The sequence below is a fragment of the Saccharothrix deserti genome (assembly GCF_009769385.1).
GTDB classification, from domain to species: Bacteria; Actinomycetota; Actinomycetes; order Mycobacteriales; family Pseudonocardiaceae; genus Actinosynnema; species Actinosynnema deserti.
Genome location: NZ_ML775961.1, coordinates 159,349 through 178,601, shown reverse-complemented (window position 1 = coordinate 178,601; position 19,253 = coordinate 159,349). Strand labels below are relative to the sequence as shown.

The following is a 19,253-nucleotide window of genomic DNA, read 5'->3' as shown; positions in this document are numbered from 1 at the left end:
TCGACGTGGAGGAGGCGCGGTTGACAGCGGATCACAGGCCGCTGGCGATCGTCGGCGCGGGTGTGCTCGGCACCGGGCTGGCGACGTTGGCGATCGGCCGTGGTGTCGACGTGGTGCTGGTGGATTCCGACCGGCGTGCCGTGGACACCGCGGGATCTCGGGTGTCCGCTCTGCTGCGGCTGGCCCGGCTGACCGGCGCGCTGCCGACCGGGACGCCGGACGGCGCGCTGACCGCCACCGACCGCCTCGCCGACGTGGCGGTGGCGCGGGCGGTGGTCGAGTCGGTCCCCGAGCACCTCCCGGTCAAGGCGGCGGTGCTGGCTGAGGTGGCGCGGATGGCCGCGCCGGACGCACTGCTCGGCTCGACCACGTCCGGCATCCCGGTCGACGACCTGGCCGACCGCACCGGGCGACCGGCGGACCTGGTCGGGCTGCACTTCATGAACCCGCCCACGCACATCCGCGCGGTGGAGGTGGTGCGCGGCCCACGCACGGCGGAAGCGACCATGCGCGCGGCGACCTCGCTGCTGGACGCCCTGGGATGCACCGCCGTCGTGGTCGGCGACGGGCCGGGTTTCGTGGTCAACCGGGTGCTCCAACGCATGATCAACGAGGCGAGCCGGATCGTGCAGGAAGGACTGGCGACGCCGGAGGTGGTGGACACGGCCTTCACCGACTGCCTCGGCCACCGCACCGGCCCGCTCGCCACCGCCGACCTGATCGGCTTGGACAACGTCGTCGACTCGCTCACCGTCCTGCACGAACGCCTCGGCGGGTTCGGCTACCAGCCCAGTGACCTGTTGCTGGCGAAGGTGCGGGCGGGTGACCTGGGCCGCAAGTCCGGCCGCGGCTTCTTCACCTACCCGGGGCCGGCGTGACCACCACCGGGTCCCGGGAGCGGTCCGCCGCCGCGCTCGCCGAGGTCACGGCGGCGGTCGCGGACCGGGCGGCCGAGTGGGACCTCGCGGGCAGGCTTCCGGTCGACGTCGTCCGCGGGCTGGCCGGCCGGGGGTTGTTGTGCCCCGACCTCCCGACCGAGGACGGCGGCCTCGGGCTGGCCGGTCCGCGGGCCGGGGAGTACACCGCCGGGGTCGGCGCGCTGTGCAGCTCACTCCGCAGCGTGCTGACCTCGCACGACATGGCCGCGTGGACGGTGCGCCGGTTCGGCCGCGACGCGCACCGGGCGGCTCAGCTCGCCCGCTTGACATCCGGGGACCTGGCAGCGGTGGCGTTCAGCGAACCCTCCGCGGGCAGCGACCTCGGGGCCATCGCGACGACCATCCGACCAGACCGCGACGCGCTCGTGGTCGACGGCCGCAAGAGCTGGGTGACCGCGGCGGTGTACGCCGATGTCGTCGTGGTGTTCGGCCGCTACGCCGACGGGGGCGGGATCGTCCTGGTGAACACCGACCTGCCCGGTGTGACGGTCGAGCCCGTGCCCGCCCCGCTGGGCTGTCGGGCAGCGGGGCACGCCGAGGTGCTCCTGGACGGGGTCCGGGTCGATCGGGACGCGCTGCTCGGCGGTGCGGGCCTGCCGCTCGGGATGCTCGTCGCCTCGGCACTGACCGCGGGCAGGCTGTCCGTGGCGTGGGGTTGCGTGGGCATCCTGCGTGCGTGCCTGGCCGCGGCGACCGCGCACGCCCGGACCCGCACGCAGTTCGGCGTTCCGCTGGCCGACCACCAGCTGGTGGCTCGGCACCTGGCCGAACTGCTGGTCGCCGAACGCACCGCCACGCACACCTGCGTGCACGCCGGCGAGCTGTGGGCCGCGGGTTCGCCGGACGCGGTGACCGCGGCCGTGCTGGCCAAGCAGGTCGCCGCGACCGGTGCGGCACGTGGCGCGACGGCCGCCGTCCAGGTGCTGGGCTCGGCCGGCGCACACGACGGCCACCCGGTCGCCCGGGCCTACCGCGACGCGAAGTTGATGGAGTTCATCGAGGGCAGCACGGAGATCAACCAGCTCCTGCTGGCCGAGCACGCGCTGAAGGTGTGGTCATGAACCTGGTGAAGTGCCTGGTGTGGGACCTCGACGCGACGCTGTGGCACGGCGTCCTGGCCGAGGCCGACGAACCGCGGCTGCGACCCGAGGCGCACGCGGCGCTCGTGGAACTGGACAGACGGGGCGTGCTGCACGCTGTTGCCAGCAAGAACGACCACGACGCGGCGTGGGCGAAGCTGGAGGAGCTCGGCGTCGCGAAGTACTTCGTGGCGGCCCGGATCGGTTGGGGCCCGAAGTCGGACTCGGTGCGCGAGATCGCCGAGGAACTCGGGTTCGCCCTCGACACCATCGCCTTCGTCGACGACCAGGCCGTGGAGCAGGCCGAGGTCGCCTTCCACCTGCCCGCCGTGCGGTGCTACCTGGCCGACCGGGTGTCGGACCTGGTGACGTTGCCGGAGTTCGACGTGCCGCGGACGGCCACCGCCGCCCGCCGGCGAGAGCTGTACCAGGCGCGGTCGCGCCGTGCCGCCGCTCGCCGCGAGTTCACCAGCACCGACGAGGACTTCCTGCGGTCGCTGGACGCGGTCATGACCATCGGGCAGGCGACGGCGGCGGACCTGGACAGGTTGGCCGAACTCACCCGGCGGACCAGCCAGATGAACGCGACCGGCGTGCACTACTCCCACGAGGTTCTCGAGGCACTGCTGTCCGACGCCGACCACGAGGTGCTCGTGGTCCGGCTGCGCGACCGGTTCGGCGACCACGGCGAGGTCGGGATCGTGCTGCTCGACCGGGGTGCGGCGGTGTGGCACTTGAAGTTGCTGGCCACCTCGTGCCGGGTGGTGTCCTACGGCGTGGGGTCGACCGTCCTGCGCTGGCTGATCGACCGCGCCGTGGGCGCGAAGGTCCACCTGGTCGCCGACTTCCGCCGCACCGAGCGCAACCGGATGATGGCGGTGACCTACCGGTTCGCGGGCTTCGAAGATCGGTCGTGCGAGTGCGTGGCCGATCTCGTCCCGAGCACGGCGGATGTGCGCCGGCTGCACCTGGAGCCCACCCCGCAGCCCGTGTCGCGCACCGTGCGCCTGCTCACGGCATGAGCGAGTTCGCGAGCGAATCATTCAACACAGCGCGCGTCGCGCTTGCCGCGCCGAGCGCCGGCGAGGTGTGCGCATGAGCGGGACGGCCGGGCCGGCCTCGGTCACCCGTGACTGGCCCGCGTCCGCCCGGCCTGCTCCGGTCAGCGGGCCGGCCGGATCGTCGAGCGGCTGGGCAGCAGCATCAGGTGCTCGGCGCGGACCAGGTCGTACTTGACCGCGATGTCCACCAGCGCGTCGCGCTTGCCGTTCATCCGGTCACCCGAGCTCTCGATGTCCCGCAAGTGCGCCCGCAACTTGTTCGACACCAGGTAGTCGATGTGATAGTTCACCGCCGTCCGGCTGACTTGCTCGAACCCCGGCAGCGGACGCAGCCGCTCGACGATGGCCGGCACGGGAGGGACCGCCACCACCGACGAGTTGCGCAGCCGCGGCTCGCACAGCGCCACCAACACCAGAAAGTACTTGGCGGTGCGGTCGAGCGACGACCGCACGGAGCGGACGTCAACCGCCTCTGCCGCGTCGATCAGCTCCGGCGGAGCCGAGAACACCTTGACCGCCGCCGCCCCGGACTCGAGCGGGACCACGATCTTGGCCAGCTCGAACGGGATGCACACGCCCTCCCGCAGCGGCGGGACCTTGATGTACTCGCCACCACCTTCCAGGTTCTCCACCACGAACGTGGTCGCCTTCGTGCGGTTGGCCAGCCGCCAGTCGCGCTGCCCGGCCGTGATCCGCCCGATCGCGGAGTCGCCGCGCCTGCGCCTGCCGATCGACATCATCCCGTCCGAGTCGCTGACCAGGTCCAGTGAGGACCCCGGCGCGAGCGACCGGGCCTCGGCCCGCCCGGCGTCGTCGAGCTGGACGTGCAAGCCCTCGGCCCCGACTGTCACCGCAGTCATTCCCCCACCACGATCATTTGATCGCAGCACATGTCGCGATCCCCTTTCAGAATGCCACGTCGCTCACACTGCGAGTGCAGTCGACATTATTCGGCTTACCACCCCGAAAAGTCCGCGTCAACCATTTGTCAAGCACACGAACATTCGCCACACCGGCGGAACTCCAATCAACAGTGGTCCGCACGCGAAAAGTCGAACCAACTCGGATACCGGCGTCTCACCCGCCTGATTCGCACACCGGCCGCTACCGGGAAAGGAATCACGAAAGGCGTGACGGCGGACACTCGACGTACCCGGCCACAGCCGGTCTCGCGCGCCGCTCGCAGTCGGATGCCGGCGTGCGGTCGACATATCGGCCTGGATTACCGGATATCACGACTGCGCCTGGGTGTCCCGCAGTTTCGGGCGCTCCCGGAATACCATGTCGACGACTTGCCGACCGGAGCGCCGCACATCGGCGGCGAAGTGCCGGATAGCCCGCTCCCGGACGATTCCGTCTTCGATGTCGGGATCGCGGTTTCGCCCTCGACAGCTCTTGGGGGGGGTGGTTCACCGGGCGAAGGCCACCGACGTGCTCATGCCGGCCGTCCAACCGACGCGCGCGCCTGTGCCAACCACGAGGCGGTGCGGGTGACCGCCTGCCGCAGCATCTCCGTGTCGCGCGCCAGCGACAGGCGGATGAAGGAGTCTCCCTCCCCCGGTTCGTCCCAGTGGAACGGACCGCAGGGCAGCACGTGCACATCCATGTCGCTGAGTGCCGTGTACGCCTCTCCTGCCGACACCCCGGGAGGCAGAGCCACCCGCTCCACGCTGACGCGCGACTCCGGGTCGGGCGGCGCCGGCAGGTTCAGCTCGGCCAACGCGTTCCGCACGAAGACGCGGTGCTCGCTCACCATTGCGTGCAACCGGGCGAACCCGCCGTCCGCGGCGTCGGCGGCGAACTCGCCCAGCAGCGCCAGCACGAACGGCGAGATCGTCAGCAGTACGTCGGAGAACGCGTCCACGAGCGGCAGGTCGCCGGCGCCCGCGACGAGGAAGCCCGCCTTCAGCTCCTGGGTCGGCCACAGCTTGCCTGAGTCTTCGATCACCACGTGGTCCACTTCGGACTCTTCGAGGATGGCGTAGTGGTCGTACCAGGCCCGGGTGTCGAATCCCCTGAACGAGGTGTCCAGCGCGAGGACCACGCCACGGGCGGAGCACTCGCGGGCGAGCCAGCGCATGGTCTCCGGCAGCATGACCCAGCCCGTGGGGTTGTTGGGCGTGGTCACGAAGACGCACCCGATGTCGCCGTCGAACACCGAGTCGTCGTGCGCGGACAGTGCCGTCTCCGCGACGGGTACGAGGTTGTGCCCCCAGGCCCGCAGCAGGTCGGGGATATTGTCGAACGTCGGGTGCAGCAGGCCGACCCTGTCGGTGCGGTCCCGCAGTGCCCTGGCGAAGATGTCCACCGCCACCGACGAGGAGTAGCAGCTCAGCACGCGACCGGTGCCGATCGGGGCGCTCTTCTGGCCGAGCGCGGAGAAGAACCGCTCGTGGGCGTGCGTCTCGACCTTCTCGAACGTGGAGTGCCCGGCGCCGCGGTACAGCGGCGTCATCTGGTCGAGGATCGCGGCCTGCGATTCGGTGGGCGCCTGGCGCGGGTGGCCGTCGGACAGGTTCAACGGCCCTGCCAATGCCAGTGATTCGTACGAGGTCAGGTTCTGACTGGACGTGCTCAAGCCAACCGTCCCTTCAGGTCGGTCCACCGGTGGAGGGCGGCCGGGCCGGAGCTCCGGGAGATCATGGCCGCTGCTTTTCGCATGACAGCTCTTCACGCAGGCCGGCACCGATCAGGTGAGCTTCGTCATCGTCGACGCACTCCACGTCGACGATGACGGCCTCGTCGATCACGTGCACGAGAATCGCCGGGTCCCGCTCGGACAGGCGTCGTGCGACCCGTTCGGCGACGCCGTCCTCGTCTGGTCTGACACGCAGGCCGTTGACCGGTTCCGGCACCACCCGCTCGTCCATTGTGAACGACACGGGACACGTCACTATCCCGTCGATGCCGACCAGATGCCCATCGACGATCTCCACCAACCTCCGGTAGTCGGCGAAGCGCTTGTCGTGGTCCATCTCCAACCACTCCACCAGGGCCGTCACCACACCCACGATGAGCTGGCGGTCGAGTTTGTACGCCCGGCCGAACGGCAGGTGCTTGCCCGCCTCGAAGCGGGTGAAGTCGACTCCGGCCACGGCGTCGACAAGGTCCTGTCGACCGTAGAGCACGCCTCCTGTGTTCGGGCCACCGAAATACTTGGCGCTCAACACGGTGAGGTCGGCGCCGCGGCGGCCGAAGGACCCGATGAGGTCCACCGGGAAGTTCAGGTACGCGGCGTCCACCACGACCGGGATGCCTCGCTCGTGCGCGACGTCGGCCACCGCTTCCAGGCTGACGGTGCCCTCGACACCGTCCAGATGGGCCGGGACGAACAGGGCGGCGGTGTTCTCGTCGACAGCCTCGGCCAGTTCCTCGGCGTCCGTGCCGTTGACATTGCCCACCTCGACCAGCTCCGCGCCGGCCAGCCGGATCATCCGGTCGTACTTGTACCGGTGTCTGCGCTGGATGAGCACGCGTGACGGGATGCCCGTGGTGTCCGGAAGTCGTTCAGCCAGGCGGAGATTGTCACCCACCATGCACGCCGCGGTGGCCATCGCTATACCCGCGGATGCACCCGGAGTAACGCGCGCCGCCGGCGCGCCGATCTTCGAGGCGATGAGCACACCCGTCCGGTCCAACAACTCCGGGATGCTCACGAACTGGGCGTTCGCACGTTCCATGGCAGACCACACCCGTTGGGACGGACGGGATCCACCGATATCGGTGTAGATTCCCAGCGCGTTCACCACGGGCCGCAGCCCCAGAAGGTGGTACACAGACTCGACCAATGCAGTCCCCCAACCGCGTCACGGGATCACGTTCGACGATCCGACCCCACAGACGTTCTTACCAGAAAACCTTTAGCCGGCATCGACATCATCTCCGCCATCGAGCAGGTGACCCGCTCGCGGCTGATGACTCCCTGACCGACGGATCAGAATTCCTGTCCCACCTCGGCACGAGGTCGCAGTCGTGGAGATGAGCAATCAGCGTTTGTACGACTGGCAGCGCCGCTACGACGTCGTGCTGTGGCACGTCCACGGCTCAGCGGTGCCATCGGGCGTCCGGTCGGTCCAGCAGTTGCGACAGGACCGTCAGGAATTCCGCGCAGGACCGGCAACGCGGTTCGTGATCACGGGTCGCGGCGGCAGAACCACTGGGTTCCGAGCGTCCTCAGGCGGTGACGCCCTCGTAGCGACGCAGGCTGCGGTACCACAGGGCGCGTGCCGTCAGGAAGACCAGGACACCGGCGAGCGGTGACCCGTAGGCGAACGCCGCCGGCACGTCCAGGGTGTCGACCTTGCCGGTGATCACCGCCGCCGGGAAGTAGGCGATGAACGCGATCGGCAGGACGCAGGTGAACAGCGCCCGAACCGCGATCGGCAGGATGCTCAGCGGGTAGTTCCCGAACATCCCGAACAGCTCATCGAGCCACACCGACAACGCCAACGTCTCAGGATGCCGCAGCGCGCGCCGGTTGACCACGAGCTGGACAGCGGCTTCCAGCAGCGCCCCGCCCACCAAAGCCGCGAGCAGGAACAGCACTTTGCCCGCGGTCCACTCCACCCCCGCCTCACCCACGGCGACGAGCAGGAACGTGACACCGACGAAGAAATCCCCGACACCGTTGACGTTGCAGGAAGTCAGCAACACCTGGGTGAGCATCGGCACCGGGCGGAGCCGGTACACCTCCAGCCGGCCCTCCTCGACGATCCGCGGCAGGAGCATGATGTTGCTCAGCAGGCAGACGTAGATCCCGTGTGCCGCGAGGCGCATGCCGGCCAGCAGCACCACCTCGCCCCCCGACCACCCGTCGAGCTGTGGGAACCGCGTCAGCAGCACCCCGACCACTACCAACACGGACATCTGCCACGCCACGCCGCTGAGGATGGCGAGCAGGAAGTCCGCGCGGTACTGGAGCCTGGCCCGCACGGTCAGGGCGAAGATCCGCGCGTACAGGCGGGCTCGGCGCCGCCTGTGCGCCATGCCGCCGCGCCGCGCGGGCACCGTCGCGCGCGTCATCCGCGCTATCCCCCTTGCACTGACACGCGCCGCGCCGCCGCACGCCACATCACCCTGGTCACCAGCCCGAGCACGGCCACCCAGCACAGTGCGACGAACAGGTCGCACGGCAGGGTCTCCAGCGGCCGCCGGCCGACGTAGACCGACAGCGGGATGTGGTGGATGCCCTGGAACGGCAGCCACGACGACATCTCGCCGAACCACGGCGGGAAGAACCACAGCGGGACGAGCGCACCGGACAGCAGCGCCTGGACGAAGAAGTAGATCCGGATGGTGCTCTCGTTGGTGGTGAACCAAAAACACGCCAGATCGACGCAGGACCGCAGGTAGTACGCCACCACCTGGCCCAGCGCGAACCCGACCAGCGCAGCGAACAGGGCAGCTGCCGACGGCGGCGGCATGACGAGTCCGGCCGAGACCGCCAACACGACAGCCGGCAGCAGCCACGCCGTGCCGTAGAGCAGTTCGCCGACCACGCGCAGGAAGTAGAACCGCCGGGGCGCCATCGGGCGCAGGAACCAGTACATGATCCGGCCCTCGTTGACCAGCGACCGCATCGTCTCCTTCGAGTACGACCTGGACGCCCAGGTGATGACGGTGCTCAGCACGGCGAGCACGGAGTATGAGGTGCTCTGCGTCGCGTTCGCGCCCGCCACCACGACGTCCGCTGCGCCGTAGAGGCTGCTCCACAGCGCGTGGTACAGGAACATCTGGACCACGACGGTGAGCCCGGCGGTGAGGAAGCGCGAGCGGTCGTTCAGCTCGATGCGTGGCATGATCCGCAGCGGCCCCTTGGCGCGCGGGGACGCGGAGGGCTGGTTCGGGCCGCCGGTCACTGATCGGTTCCGACCGCGATCCGCCCGTAAACGTCCCGGATGAGGTCCTCCAGGTCCACGTCGCCGGTGCTGATGTCGTTCACGGGATACCGCTCGACCAGGTACCGGACGACCGCCGGGTGCTCCAGGTCGTCGGCGAGGGTGAGCGTCACCTCGGTCGGGCCGTGGACCTCGACCTCGACGCCGGGCAGGGTCAGCTCACCGACCGGCTCGGCGAACACCACCCGCACGTGCCGCCGGCGGCCGAAGTCCGCCCGGATGCGGTCGAGGCCGCCGTCGAACAGGACGCGACCGCCGCTGATCAGCACGACCCGTTCGCACAGCCTGCTCACCTCGGCCATGTCGTGCGTGGTGAGGATGACCGTGCGGCCGTGCTCGGTCACCTGCCTGCGCAGGAATTCGCGGACCTCCTGCTTGACCACGACGTCCATGCCGATGGTCGGCTCGTCGAGGAACACGATCGACGGGCCGTGCAGCATGGCCGCGGCGAGGTCGCAGCGGACCCGCTGCCCCAGCGACAGGTTGCGCACCGGTGTGGTCCAGAAGTCGGACAGGGCAAGGATCTCATCGAACTCGGCCAGCCGGGCGGCGTGCACGGCGCGGTCCACGCCGTAGATGTCGGCGAGGATGTCGAACGACTCGACCGCGGGCAGGTCCCACCAGAGCTGGGTGCGGTGGCCGAACACCGCGCCGATGTCGTGCGCGTTCCCGGCGCGCTCCAGGTACGGCACCCGCCCGTTGACCAGCAACTCGCCCGAGGTGGGTACCAGGATGCCGGTGAGCAGTTTGATCAGGGTCGACTTGCCCGCACCGTTGGGGCCGAGCAGCCCGACCAGCTCGCCGTGCTCGACGTCCAGCGATACACCGCGAACCACCTCCCTGAGCTCCCGCCGCGGACGCAGCAGCGATCTCACCGCGCCCTTCATCCCGACCCCCCGCGTGGTGACCGTGAACGACTTGGTCAGGTCGCGGACGTGGATGGCCCGCCCGGTCACCGGGACGTGTCCCGGTCGGCGACCACGTCCCCGTCCGCCCGCCGGAGCGCAGGCAGTGCCGGTCCCACCTCCGGGTCCGCGGCCAGCCAGTCGGCCAGCGCCCCCGCGAACCGGTGGTGCCCCTCGGTCAACGGGTGGTTGCGCGGCGCACGGGGCAGGTCGAGGGTCATGTCGTCGAAGGCCATGCCCTCTCCGACCGGGAACTCGCCGAACACGGTGGTCCGGTCGATCTGACCCGGCAGACCGCGCAGCGACGGGGTGGTGGGCAGCGCGGTCACGTCGCGGTAGGCGAAGGCGTACCGCGACACGTACCCGCGCAGGCGCAGGAAGCTGTCCAACAGGATCCACTCCAGCAGGAAGGACCCGATCTGCCCCTCTTCGGACCACAGGTGCCGGTAGAACGCCTTCGCCTGCTTGTCGCGCGAGTCGTTGAACGGGCCGATCACCCGCCAGTTCACGTCGGCGTCGAACTCCGACCTCCTCCTGGTGAAGCCCGGGTCGAAGTGCTCGGTGCGGTCGGGCCGGGTCCAGGTGCAGACCACCAGCGTCTCCTCCGGCGCGATCGACCGCTGCTCGCACAGCGCAGGCAACGTGGCGACCGTCGTCCGCACGATCCGGCGGTTGGAACCGCCGCCCAACCCCATGTTGACGAGTTCCACGCCGAGGGCGCGGGCGAGCAGCACCGGCCAGGCCTGGGTCCGCGGCGAGTCGAGTTCCTCGCCCGCGGTCATGCTGCAGCCGTTGGTGACCAGGAGTTTGATCATCTTCTTCCCTACAGGACAGCGACGCCGTTGCGCCGGGCGAAGGCGTCCGCGTGCTCCCGGTTGTTGACCAGGGGTTCGCCGCGTGAGTTGAGGCTCGTGTTCAGCAGGATCGGGCAGCCGGTCCGCTCCTCCCAGCGCACCAGCAGTTCGTGCAGGCCGGGGTGGTCCCGGGGGGTGACGGTCTGCACTCGGCTGGTGCCGTCGTGGTGCACGATCGCCGGGTACTCGTGCGGCGCCTTGCAGCGTGCGGTGAACTGCATGTACGGCGACTGGGGCACCGGCAGCTCGAACAGCTCGTCCGCCACCTCCGCCCGGATCACCGGCGCGAACGGGCGGAACGGTTCGCGTCCCTTGACGGCGTTGACCCTGTCCTGCATGTCGGCGGGCCGGGGGTCCGCCAGGAGAGAGCGGTTGCCCAGGGCGCGCGGACCGAACTCGGCCCGGCCGCTGGCGACCCCGACCACGCCCTCGTCCGCGAGGGCGTCCAGGAGGGCGTCCACCGGGTACTCGCCGTCGACAGAGGTGCCGAGGTAGGGGCCCGACCAGTTCAGCCGCATCCCGGTCACCGCGGCTGCCGCGCCGATGCTCGACCCGGCGTCGCCGGGATTGGGGCAGATCCAGATGTCGTCGAACAGGCCCAGCCGCGCGATCCTCGAGTTCGCCACGCAGTTGAGCGCGAGCCCGCCCATGACCAGCAAGTTGCGCGAGGTGGTGTTCGCGCGCGCCCACCGCGTCGCCCTGACCAGGACCTCCTCGGTCACGGCCTGGACGCTGGCCGCGAGGTCGGCGTCGGACGCCTCCGGGAGCCAGTCGCCGATGCCGCGGTGGGGGTTGACCTTGAGCCGGAACGACGGCCCTTCGAGTTCCACGAGGTCTTCGTAGATGGCGTCCTCGTGGCGCGGCTCCCCGAAGGCTGCCAGGCCCATGATGACGTACTCGTCCTCGTTGGGCCGGAAGCCGCAGCGCCGCGTGAAGGCGCTGTAGAGCAGGCCGAGGCTGTGCGGGTAGTTGCGGCGATGCAGAACCTCGAACCGGCCGGTCGTGTCGAACCGCCCGATGGTGAAGGTGCGGAACTCGCCGATGGCGTCGCCGACGATGACGGTGGCGTCGGGGAACCCGCTGGTGGCAAAGGCCGCCGCGGCGTGCGAATGGTGGTGGTCGGCGTACCGGATCCGGGGCAGCGGGAACGGCAGTCCGAGGAAGCGCAGGTACCGGCGCGGCACGTCGGCGCGACTGACCGCGTCGGCCCACTGGCCCGCGCGCAGGTGGCGCAGCTTCTTCACGTGCGGTCGTTCGTACCACGCGATCATGTCGGGTGCGCCGAACGCCATGGCCTCGTCGAGCAGATCGGGGTGCAGGGCCGAGTCGTTCTTCTTCCTGGAATAGCGTTCCGAGTGCGCGGCGAGCAGGATCTCTCCATCCTCGACCACGGCGAGGGCGGCGTCGTGCGAGAGCGCGGAAATTCCCCATGTCCGCATCGACGTGCTCCCTCGGCTCACTTGTAGAGGTAAGGGTCGTTGCGACGTGCCGCACGCAGCCTCCGACGCCGGGTGAACCAGTTCCGGATGCGCACGAGGAGTGTTCGCAAGGTGTACTCCTCCGATTTTTGGGATGACCGCGGGAGCGGTAAGCGACCGCTCGGATCATCACGACGGGCAGCGAGCTCGGCTCAGCCTGCCCTGTCTTGCCTGCGTTCGAGTTCGGTGGCGAAGCCCAGCCAGGAGTCCGCACATTCGCGCACGACTTCGACAATAGCGCTTCGCCAGTACTGGGGAACGCTTTCCGCGATCTGTTCTTGTTGTTTCTCGGCCGCGACGTTGACCTCGAGGAAGCGCAGCAGCCACTTACCCGCGTCGGTGAACCGGATCGCCGGGTCGCTCTTGAGCCTGCGCACGACCGCCTCGCGGTCGTGGCGGGCCGCCGACTGGCGGATCTCCTTCGGACTCGGGGAGGACCGACCGGTCGGCGCGGCGGGTTCTTCGCCGCGGCGCAGGCGGGCCCGCACGTCGCTCGCGGTCGCCGGTGAGATGCCCGCCGCGCGCGCGACCTCCCGCAGTGAGGCGTCCGGGTTGCGTTCCAGGTACTCCGTGGCGAGCTGACGTCGTCGTGCGCCATCGAGCGGACGTACCCTGCCGTCCCTGCCGACCCGGCCGTTCGAGTGTCCGGCCCGGTCAGTTGAACGCCGCCGGAGTTCGCCCACGGTGCTGGGCGACAGTCCCGCCGCCGAGGCGATCATCCGGTCGGACCACTCCGGGTGGGTGTGCAGGATGCGCTGCGCCGCCGCCGTGCGGTCGGCTCGGTTCAGCGGCAGGCCGTGCCGGAGGTTCGCGGCCACGGCGGCGAGGAAGGCGTCGTCCTCGGTGCCGTCGAAGAACTGCACTTCAATGGTCTCGCCGCCGCGCAGGACGGCGGCCCGCAACCGGTGCACGCCGTCGACAACGCGCATGGACCCGCGGTGCACGATGATCGGAGGAAGCGGTTCGTCGATTTCTGCGAGCACCAGGGTGTGCTCCGGGTTCTCGCCTTGGAGCCGCGGCGAGTCAGCGACCTTCAATTCGGCGATGGGAACGATCGAGGTGCTCGGTGGAATGGTCGTCTTTTCGATGTCGTCCGACGGTCTTCCGAGGTTGCCGTTGGTGCTCCCAGGGCGGTTGCCGGTAGCTGACGATTCAGTCATCCGGCAACACCTTCACACTTACTGCGGGATAATCGGGAAAACGCGACCGGGGACATCCGGTTAACCTGCCGCGCGAACTGCTCCTCAGTGAACTCATCCACTCCCCCTACCAACGGTGAACCAGCGGTTCGTCCTCAGACAACTGCGGGATGAATCGCTTAAGTCATTCTGGGCAGCACTAACGGATGTGTCAACACGCGGTGACACTGAGTGATTTGGAACGCGGGAACGTCAAAGAAGCCGGCGGTCTCCACGCCTCGCCGGCGGTGTAGTCCCGGATGCCGCCGGCCGGCGCGGACCCGAACTTTCCCCTTACCTGCGCGTGAACGGCGCGATGACCTCGCGGACGGCGGCGACGGCGCCCCAGTCGTCGTCGTCGTGGGCGATGATGCTGAGCAGTTCCCGCAGGTGCAGCACCGGCATCCGCTCCTGCCAGCCGTCGTGCAGCGGCGCGATCTCGGCGTAGGCGGGGAAGAACCGGTCGGACTCCGGTGGCCGGTTCGCGGACCACACCATGGACAGGTCGGACTCGCCCCAGGTGCAGGAGACGGCCGGGTCGATGAACACGGGCTCACCGGTGGCCGTCGCGAGGATGTTCTCGGTCCACAGGTCGCCGTGGTTCAGCACCGGCGGCTGCTCCGGCACGATGTCGGGCAGTGCCGCGCACAACCGCTCCAGGGCGTTGCGGTCCTCGGTGTCGAACGCGGCTTCCACCAGGGGTTCGGACAGCCACCGCAGGATGCGCCGTTCAGCGAAGAACCGGTGGCCGTCGTCGGTCCAGGTGTTGTCCTGGCGGAGTCGACCGAGCCAGCCGTCGTGGTGCCAACCGAACCGGGTGCCGACGGTCGTGGTGTGCACCCGGGCCAGCAGGCGTCCCGTCTGCTCCCAGAAGCTCTCGTCGTCGCGGCGCGGGCACACCGCTTCGAGGACCAGCAGTTCCGGTGTGCTCAACAGGATTTCCGGCGTGGTCGCACCGCCCATCTCGACGAGCGCGTGCAATCCCTCCGCCTCGACCTGGAACAGGTCGGAGGAGGGTCCGGCCAGGGTCTTGGCGAAGATCCGGCGGCCGTCGTCGAGGGTCACCAGGGCGGCCATCGCCACGACACCACCGGTGGCCGGGACCACCGACTCGGGGGCGAAGCCGGCTGCGCGCAGCCGCTGGACGAGCAGGTTCGTTTCCACTGCGGAATCCAATCATCTGCGGGTGTCGGTCGACACGATCCGGCCGCCTCATCCCGAGGTCCACGCCGACGTGCTGCGTCGTGGCCCGGCGGACGGCAGGCCCCCAGGCCTCGACCTGGTCGGCGACGCCGGTCCGCCGGCCGAGCGCGCGCGGAATGCCTCGCCGCAGAACCTCAGCACCGGATCGGCGACGCGGAGCCGTTCCACCGCGGGCACGACCGCGGGCATCAGGTGGTGCGCGCTGTCGTCGGTCAGCACCCGGCGCACCGACGCGGGCAGCGCCGGGGACACCCCGAAGCGGGGTGCGGTTCGCTCGAACAGCGGCAATCGCGCGGCCGGGTACGGGTTCCCGTGGCCCCAGGCGCCCAGGAGCGCGCTCATCAGCAGTTCCAGCCGTTCGCGGGGCTCGGTCGGGTGCTCGGGACCGGACAGGCGCAACTCCGCCCGCGCCGCCAGGTACAGCGGCAGCACCTCGGCGTGCGACTCCTCCAGTTCGGCGGCGAGGAGTCGACCGGCGTCCACCAGGTCGCGCTGCACACCCACGGCGTGCAGGGCCGCCGCCACCTCCGTCGGCATCGGCAGGGGTTCTCTCCCCGGCTCGACCAGCACCTCCACCAAGAGCGCCGACCACGACCGCAACACGCTGTGCGGCATGACGAGCAGGTCCACCGGGACCCGGCACGGCAGGGCCGGTCCGGGGTCCAGCCGGTGCCGGGAAGCGTTCTGCCGGTCCGCGGACACCGCCACCAGCTCCAGCGGGCCCCGCGCGCCGGCCAGATCGTCGGCGCAGGCACCGCTCAGGAAGATCCGGGCCGTGCCGGTGTACGGGGTCACCACCTCGCGCAGCGCGGCGGCGTCCAACGCCCAGTGGGAGACCAGCAACTCGGTGGGCACGGGCGGGGCGGTGTCAGACACGCTCGCTCCGGGCGGCGGCGATGAGCTCGGGCAGCTGCGCGGCCACCTTCGCGAACGCCTCGCAGTACCGGTCCACCAGGTCGCGCTCGTCGGGGAAGGTGAACGTGGGCAGGCTCAGCGACGTCCGCCAGAGCTGTTCGGCGACGGGGAAGTCCCCGGGCCGGTGTGCGGGCAGCCGGACGGGGTCGCCGGTCGGTCGCAGCGGAACCTCACCGTCGCTGAACAGCGGCAGCAGGTGCAGCGGCCGTGAGCCCGGTGGGTGCACGTCGAGACCTTCGGCGGACAGCGCACGCGCCACCAGGTCGGCTCCGGCTTCCAGCCACGCCCCGCTGAGCCTGACCTTGAACCCGTAGTAGGCGCCCCGATCGCAACCGGCCCGGGTGATCGGCGGGAGGAGGCCGTCGATCTCGCCCAGTCCCCCGGCCAGCCGTCCGAGGAGTTCGGCCCGAGCGGCGATCCGCGCGGGCATGTCCCGTGAGCTCTGCAGCGCCAGTGCGGCGGCGAACGGGTGCATCCGGTAGTTGAGCCCGAACCCGGTGCTCGCGTACCGGCGCAGCGGGCCGCGGACGTCCTGCTCGGAGCGGACCCGGAAGTGACCGAACAGGCACGCCCGCTCGTGCACCTCCCGGTCGGCGGAGGCCAGCAGCCCGCCCTGTCCGGCGTACACGATCTTCGCGGCCTGGAAGCTGAACGCGGCGGCCGTGCCCAGCGTGCCGACCTCCGCGCCGCGGTAGACGGCGCCGTGCGCGTGCGAGCAGTCCTCGACCACCCACAGGCCGTGCCGCTCGGCCACGGCGAGGATCGCATCCATGTCGCACGGGTGGCCCCACAGGTGGGTCACGACGATGCCGACGGTCCGCTCGGTGACCGCCGCCGCGACCGCTTCGGGATCGATGGTCGCGGTGTCGAGCTCGGCGTCGCACAGCACCGGCACGGCGCCCAGTTCGACCAGCGGCATGACCGTCGCCAGGAAGGTGTTCGTCGGGCAGATCACCTCGTCCCCGGTACCCGCGCCCAGTGCCTGGAAGGCGGAGTGCAACGCAGCGGTGCCAGAGGACGTGCCCAGCGTCGGGCGACCGCCCAACCGTGCGCTCCAGTGGTCCTCCAGTTCCAGCAGCGCTCCCTCGCGCCCGTAGTACGACAGCTCGCCGCGGTCGAGCAGGTCGACGACTGCGGCGCGGTCAGCCCCTGAGACCCGCGGCCACCGGAATCGGTGCGCCGGTTCGATGACGGGCGTGCCGCCGTGCAGCGCCAGTCGCCCGGTCTGCGCCGCGGTGCCCGACTTGTTCACCTGAGTCATGGTTCCTCTCCCCTGTCGTCAAGGCCGACGCGTGCCGTTCACGCCCACCGCCGCGGCGCGCCACTGCTCGTGCACCGCCGCCAACGACCGCGTGGGCCGGTAGCCGGTGGTGGCTTGGAGCAGGCTCGAGTCGACCGAGCGGCCGACGCGCGACGGGATGTCCCAGCCGCGTTCGCGTGCCGCGGCGACGAAGCCCGGCAGGTGCTGCTCCAGCACCGCGTGGCAGTCGTCGCCGAGACGCGCCCGGTCGTCCCTGGTCAGCGGCAGGTCGCTGGCCACGCAATAGACGGGTGCGGCGGCGGATTCCTCCGCCTCGCACACGGCGGCGACGGCGGCGACGGCGTCCATCAGGTCGAGGCCGGTGGAGAGCTTGCGGATCTGGTAGTCGCGCTCGTCTTGGCGGTAGAAGCGGCCGAACCTCAGGGCGACGACCTCCACCGAGTCGCCCCCGGCCGAGGTCGCCACGGACTCGGCGGCCAGCTTGGAGGTGGCGTACGGGTTGTCGGGGTTGGGTCGGACCCGCTCGTCCAGCACGGTGGCGGGCGAACCTTCCGGGCTGCCCGGGCCGTAGACGGCGGTGGTGCTGGCCAGCACCAGCCGCCGCAGCCCGGCGTGCACCGCGGCTTCGGCGACGTTTCGCGTCCCGATCACGTTGGACCGCCACAGATCGGCGCTGCGCGCTCCCCAGCGCAGGTGCAGGCCGTGCAGCCCGGCCAGGTGCACCACCGTGCGATGACCGGAGAAGATCCGCCTCAGCTCACGCGGTGCGCGGGCGGACAGCACATCGGCCTCCACGCGGCGGATCCCCGACGCCGGGTCGTAGAGCCAGTCGGGGAAGGCGATGTCGACGAGCGTGACCGAGGCGCCGGCTCCCGCCAACTGCCGGGCTATCGCGCTGCCCAGGCGACCACCGCCACCGGTGATGACGACCTTCGCGTGTCCTGCTGCCGCGGTGCTCATTCGCAGGTCCGTTCGGTCCCGGGGGCGCCGCGCCCCGCGCCGGCCGGCCGGACGACGGGTGGTGGCTCCGGGAGGTCCACCCGAGTCACGTGTCCGCCCACTCCGAACGACAACTGCTCCCGGTACCCCGCCTCGCGGGCGTAGCGGGCCATGTCGAGGTGCCGGTCGGCGGCCTCGTCCGGGTAGTGGGCGTCGCTGGCGAGGGTGATCGGCACCCCGGCCTGCCCGCACATGCGCAGCAGGGTCGGGGACGGGTACGGCTCCGCGGCCTCGTACCGCAGCCCGGCGCTGGACACCTCGACGGCCACTCCGCCGCGCACCGCCGCCGCCACCACCTGCCGGTAGAGGTCCACCGGCTCCTCATCACAGCGGTGGCCGAACTTCTTCACCACGTCGACGTGGGCGAGCACCTGCACGATTCCCGACTCGGCGAGGTCGGTGACCAGGCGGAAGTAGTCCTCGTAGGCGCGGCGCACCCCGCGTCGGTCGAACTCGTGAGCCGGCGCCGGGTGGTCGACCGACCAGGCGCCGACCCAGTGCACCGAGCCGATGAGGAAGTCGAAGGGGAACTTCTCGATGATCTCGACGGTCTTGTCCAGGTGAGCGGGGAAGAAGTCCACCTCCATCCCGAGCCGTACCGGCAGGCCCCGCTCCCGCGCGTCCAGGACCGCCTCGACGTAGCGGTCCAGGCGCAGGTTGAGGTCGTCGTAGTAGTAGCGGCGGGAGTGTTCGGTCAGGTCCGCGTGCTCCCCGGTGTTCCAGAAGCCGGCGATGGCCGGTTCGAAGTCGACGAAGCGGTGCAGGTGCTCGGTGAAGCCCACCTCGGTGGCCCCCCGACTCAGCGCGCGGGTGACGAACGACTCCACGTGGCCGGGTGGGTAGACCCCGGGGGCCGGACTGTCGGGACGGGGCACGTGCGGGTGCAGGTGCACGTGGTAGTCACCCATGGTCGGTTCGCTCCTCCTGCGGGGCTCGACTCGCGAATCGTGATTCGTAGTCGACCAGCGCGGCGCTCAGCGCGTCGTGCGCCGAGATCCCCGCCGCGTCGGCGAAGCCCAGCACCGCGAACAGCACGTCGCCGTACTCCGCGCGAATCCGCACCGACGAGGACAGCGGTGTACCGCCGGATGCCGAGTAACCGGTCTCCTTGAGCAGCGCGCCGGACAGCTCACCGAGTTCGGCGCAGGCGTCGAGGAGCGCGACAGCGGGACCTTTGTCGAAGCCGTACCGCCGGCGGGACAACCGCACCCGGTCCTGCATCACGTCGAGACCGGTCGCGGCGTCGTCCGCACGGCTATCGGGTGGTGCAGCGTCACTGGATGTCACAGGAACCCCCCTGCTTCTCTGCTGTCTCGTTTCTGCCGTACGTGAAGGGTGGCGGGCGGAACCAGGATCGAAGGGTCGCGCGGGTCCGCTGCCGACCGCGGTGAGGTTTACTACTTCATGATTCGCGGCCCGGTGGAACCACGGCTTTCCGGCCACGGGTTCCCGCACGACGACAGGTGCGCCGCGTGAAGCCGTTCC

Annotated in this window: 18 protein-coding genes; 3 read left to right on the top strand and 15 right to left on the bottom strand. The window is 70.3% G+C overall.

All coding sequences use genetic code 11. From position 1 onward, the window contains the following. Positions 1 to 20: 20 nt before the first annotated feature. The 3 genes from FM051_RS05610 to FM051_RS05600 are packed head-to-tail and all read left to right on the top strand — an operon-like array spanning position 21 to position 3,039. Complete coding sequence (locus FM051_RS05610) at positions 21 to 878, top strand: 3-hydroxyacyl-CoA dehydrogenase family protein (RefSeq protein WP_202918698.1); 858 nt, start codon at positions 21 to 23, stop codon at positions 876 to 878. Further along, entirely contained in the window at positions 875 to 1,999 is a 1,125-nt protein-coding gene (locus FM051_RS05605) for an acyl-CoA dehydrogenase family protein (RefSeq protein ID WP_158841362.1), read from the top strand. The genes FM051_RS05610 and FM051_RS05605 overlap by 4 nt, the downstream gene beginning before the upstream one ends. Continuing rightward, complete coding sequence (locus FM051_RS05600) at positions 1,996 to 3,039, top strand: HAD-IIIC family phosphatase (RefSeq protein WP_158841360.1); 1,044 nt, start codon at positions 1,996 to 1,998, stop codon at positions 3,037 to 3,039. The genes FM051_RS05605 and FM051_RS05600 overlap by 4 nt, the downstream gene beginning before the upstream one ends. A gap of 140 nt (positions 3,040 to 3,179) precedes the next feature. Here the strand turns inward: FM051_RS05600 and FM051_RS05595 are convergent, their stop codons facing one another. From FM051_RS05595 to FM051_RS05525, 15 genes are all read right to left on the bottom strand, one after another. Continuing rightward, positions 3,180 to 3,938, bottom strand: coding sequence for a serine/threonine protein kinase (locus FM051_RS05595; protein WP_158841358.1), 759 nt, complete (start codon positions 3,936 to 3,938; stop codon positions 3,180 to 3,182). Between the two features lie 575 nt (positions 3,939 to 4,513). Next, positions 4,514 to 5,656: an aminotransferase class I/II-fold pyridoxal phosphate-dependent enzyme gene (locus tag FM051_RS05590; protein ID WP_202918697.1), complete on the bottom strand. Its 1,143-nt coding sequence runs from the start codon at positions 5,654 to 5,656 to the stop codon at positions 4,514 to 4,516. A gap of 61 nt (positions 5,657 to 5,717) precedes the next feature. Continuing rightward, on the bottom strand, positions 5,718 to 6,758 hold the full coding sequence (locus FM051_RS05585; protein ID WP_158841354.1) for an aminotransferase class V-fold PLP-dependent enzyme: 1,041 nt from the start codon (positions 6,756 to 6,758) through the stop codon (positions 5,718 to 5,720). Positions 6,759 to 7,251: 493 nt separating this feature from the next. Further along, positions 7,252 to 8,100, bottom strand: coding sequence for an ABC transporter permease (locus tag FM051_RS05580; RefSeq protein ID WP_158841352.1), 849 nt, complete (start codon positions 8,098 to 8,100; stop codon positions 7,252 to 7,254). 5 nt (positions 8,101 to 8,105) lie between these two features. Then, complete coding sequence (locus FM051_RS05575) at positions 8,106 to 8,936, bottom strand: ABC transporter permease (protein ID WP_158841350.1); 831 nt, start codon at positions 8,934 to 8,936, stop codon at positions 8,106 to 8,108. After that, positions 8,933 to 9,931 carry an ABC transporter ATP-binding protein gene (locus tag FM051_RS05570; protein WP_202918696.1) on the bottom strand — a complete coding sequence of 333 codons (999 nt, stop codon included), beginning with the start codon at positions 9,929 to 9,931 and terminating at the stop codon, positions 8,933 to 8,935. The genes FM051_RS05575 and FM051_RS05570 overlap by 4 nt, the downstream gene beginning before the upstream one ends. Beyond that, positions 9,928 to 10,695, bottom strand: coding sequence for a DUF6071 family protein (locus FM051_RS05565; protein ID WP_158841348.1), 768 nt, complete (start codon positions 10,693 to 10,695; stop codon positions 9,928 to 9,930). The genes FM051_RS05570 and FM051_RS05565 overlap by 4 nt, the downstream gene beginning before the upstream one ends. An 8-nt stretch (positions 10,696 to 10,703) precedes the next feature. After that, a complete protein-coding gene (locus FM051_RS05560; protein WP_158841346.1) occupies positions 10,704 to 12,173 on the bottom strand; it encodes a carbamoyltransferase C-terminal domain-containing protein in 1,470 nt (489 codons plus the stop codon). A 191-nt stretch (positions 12,174 to 12,364) separates the two neighbouring features. Then, positions 12,365 to 13,249 (bottom strand): ParB/RepB/Spo0J family partition protein, encoded by an 885-nt coding sequence (locus FM051_RS05555; protein WP_238412152.1) that lies wholly within the window; start codon positions 13,247 to 13,249, stop codon positions 12,365 to 12,367. Between the two features lie 435 nt (positions 13,250 to 13,684). After that, complete coding sequence (locus FM051_RS05550; protein ID WP_158841342.1) at positions 13,685 to 14,554, bottom strand: fructosamine kinase family protein; 870 nt, start codon at positions 14,552 to 14,554, stop codon at positions 13,685 to 13,687. A gap of 48 nt (positions 14,555 to 14,602) precedes the next feature. Beyond that, positions 14,603 to 15,469, bottom strand: a complete 867-nt coding sequence (locus FM051_RS05545; RefSeq protein WP_158841340.1) for a hypothetical protein — start codon at positions 15,467 to 15,469, stop codon at positions 14,603 to 14,605. After that, positions 15,462 to 16,769 carry a DegT/DnrJ/EryC1/StrS family aminotransferase gene (locus tag FM051_RS05540; protein WP_158841338.1) on the bottom strand — a complete coding sequence of 436 codons (1,308 nt, stop codon included), beginning with the start codon at positions 16,767 to 16,769 and terminating at the stop codon, positions 15,462 to 15,464. The genes FM051_RS05545 and FM051_RS05540 overlap by 8 nt, the downstream gene beginning before the upstream one ends. An 18-nt stretch (positions 16,770 to 16,787) precedes the next feature. Further along, on the bottom strand, positions 16,788 to 17,729 hold the full coding sequence (locus tag FM051_RS05535; RefSeq protein ID WP_158841336.1) for an NAD-dependent epimerase/dehydratase family protein: 942 nt from the start codon (positions 17,727 to 17,729) through the stop codon (positions 16,788 to 16,790). Next, the gene (locus FM051_RS05530; protein WP_158841334.1) at positions 17,726 to 18,676 is read right to left on the bottom strand and encodes a histidinol-phosphatase; all 951 of its coding nucleotides are present in this window, start codon (positions 18,674 to 18,676) and stop codon (positions 17,726 to 17,728) included. Before FM051_RS05530 ends, FM051_RS05535 begins: the two co-directional genes overlap by 4 nt. After that, on the bottom strand, positions 18,669 to 19,055 hold the full coding sequence (locus FM051_RS05525) for a nucleoside triphosphate pyrophosphohydrolase family protein (RefSeq protein ID WP_158841332.1): 387 nt from the start codon (positions 19,053 to 19,055) through the stop codon (positions 18,669 to 18,671). The genes FM051_RS05530 and FM051_RS05525 overlap by 8 nt, the downstream gene beginning before the upstream one ends. Between the last annotated feature and the right edge of the window lie 198 nt (positions 19,056 to 19,253).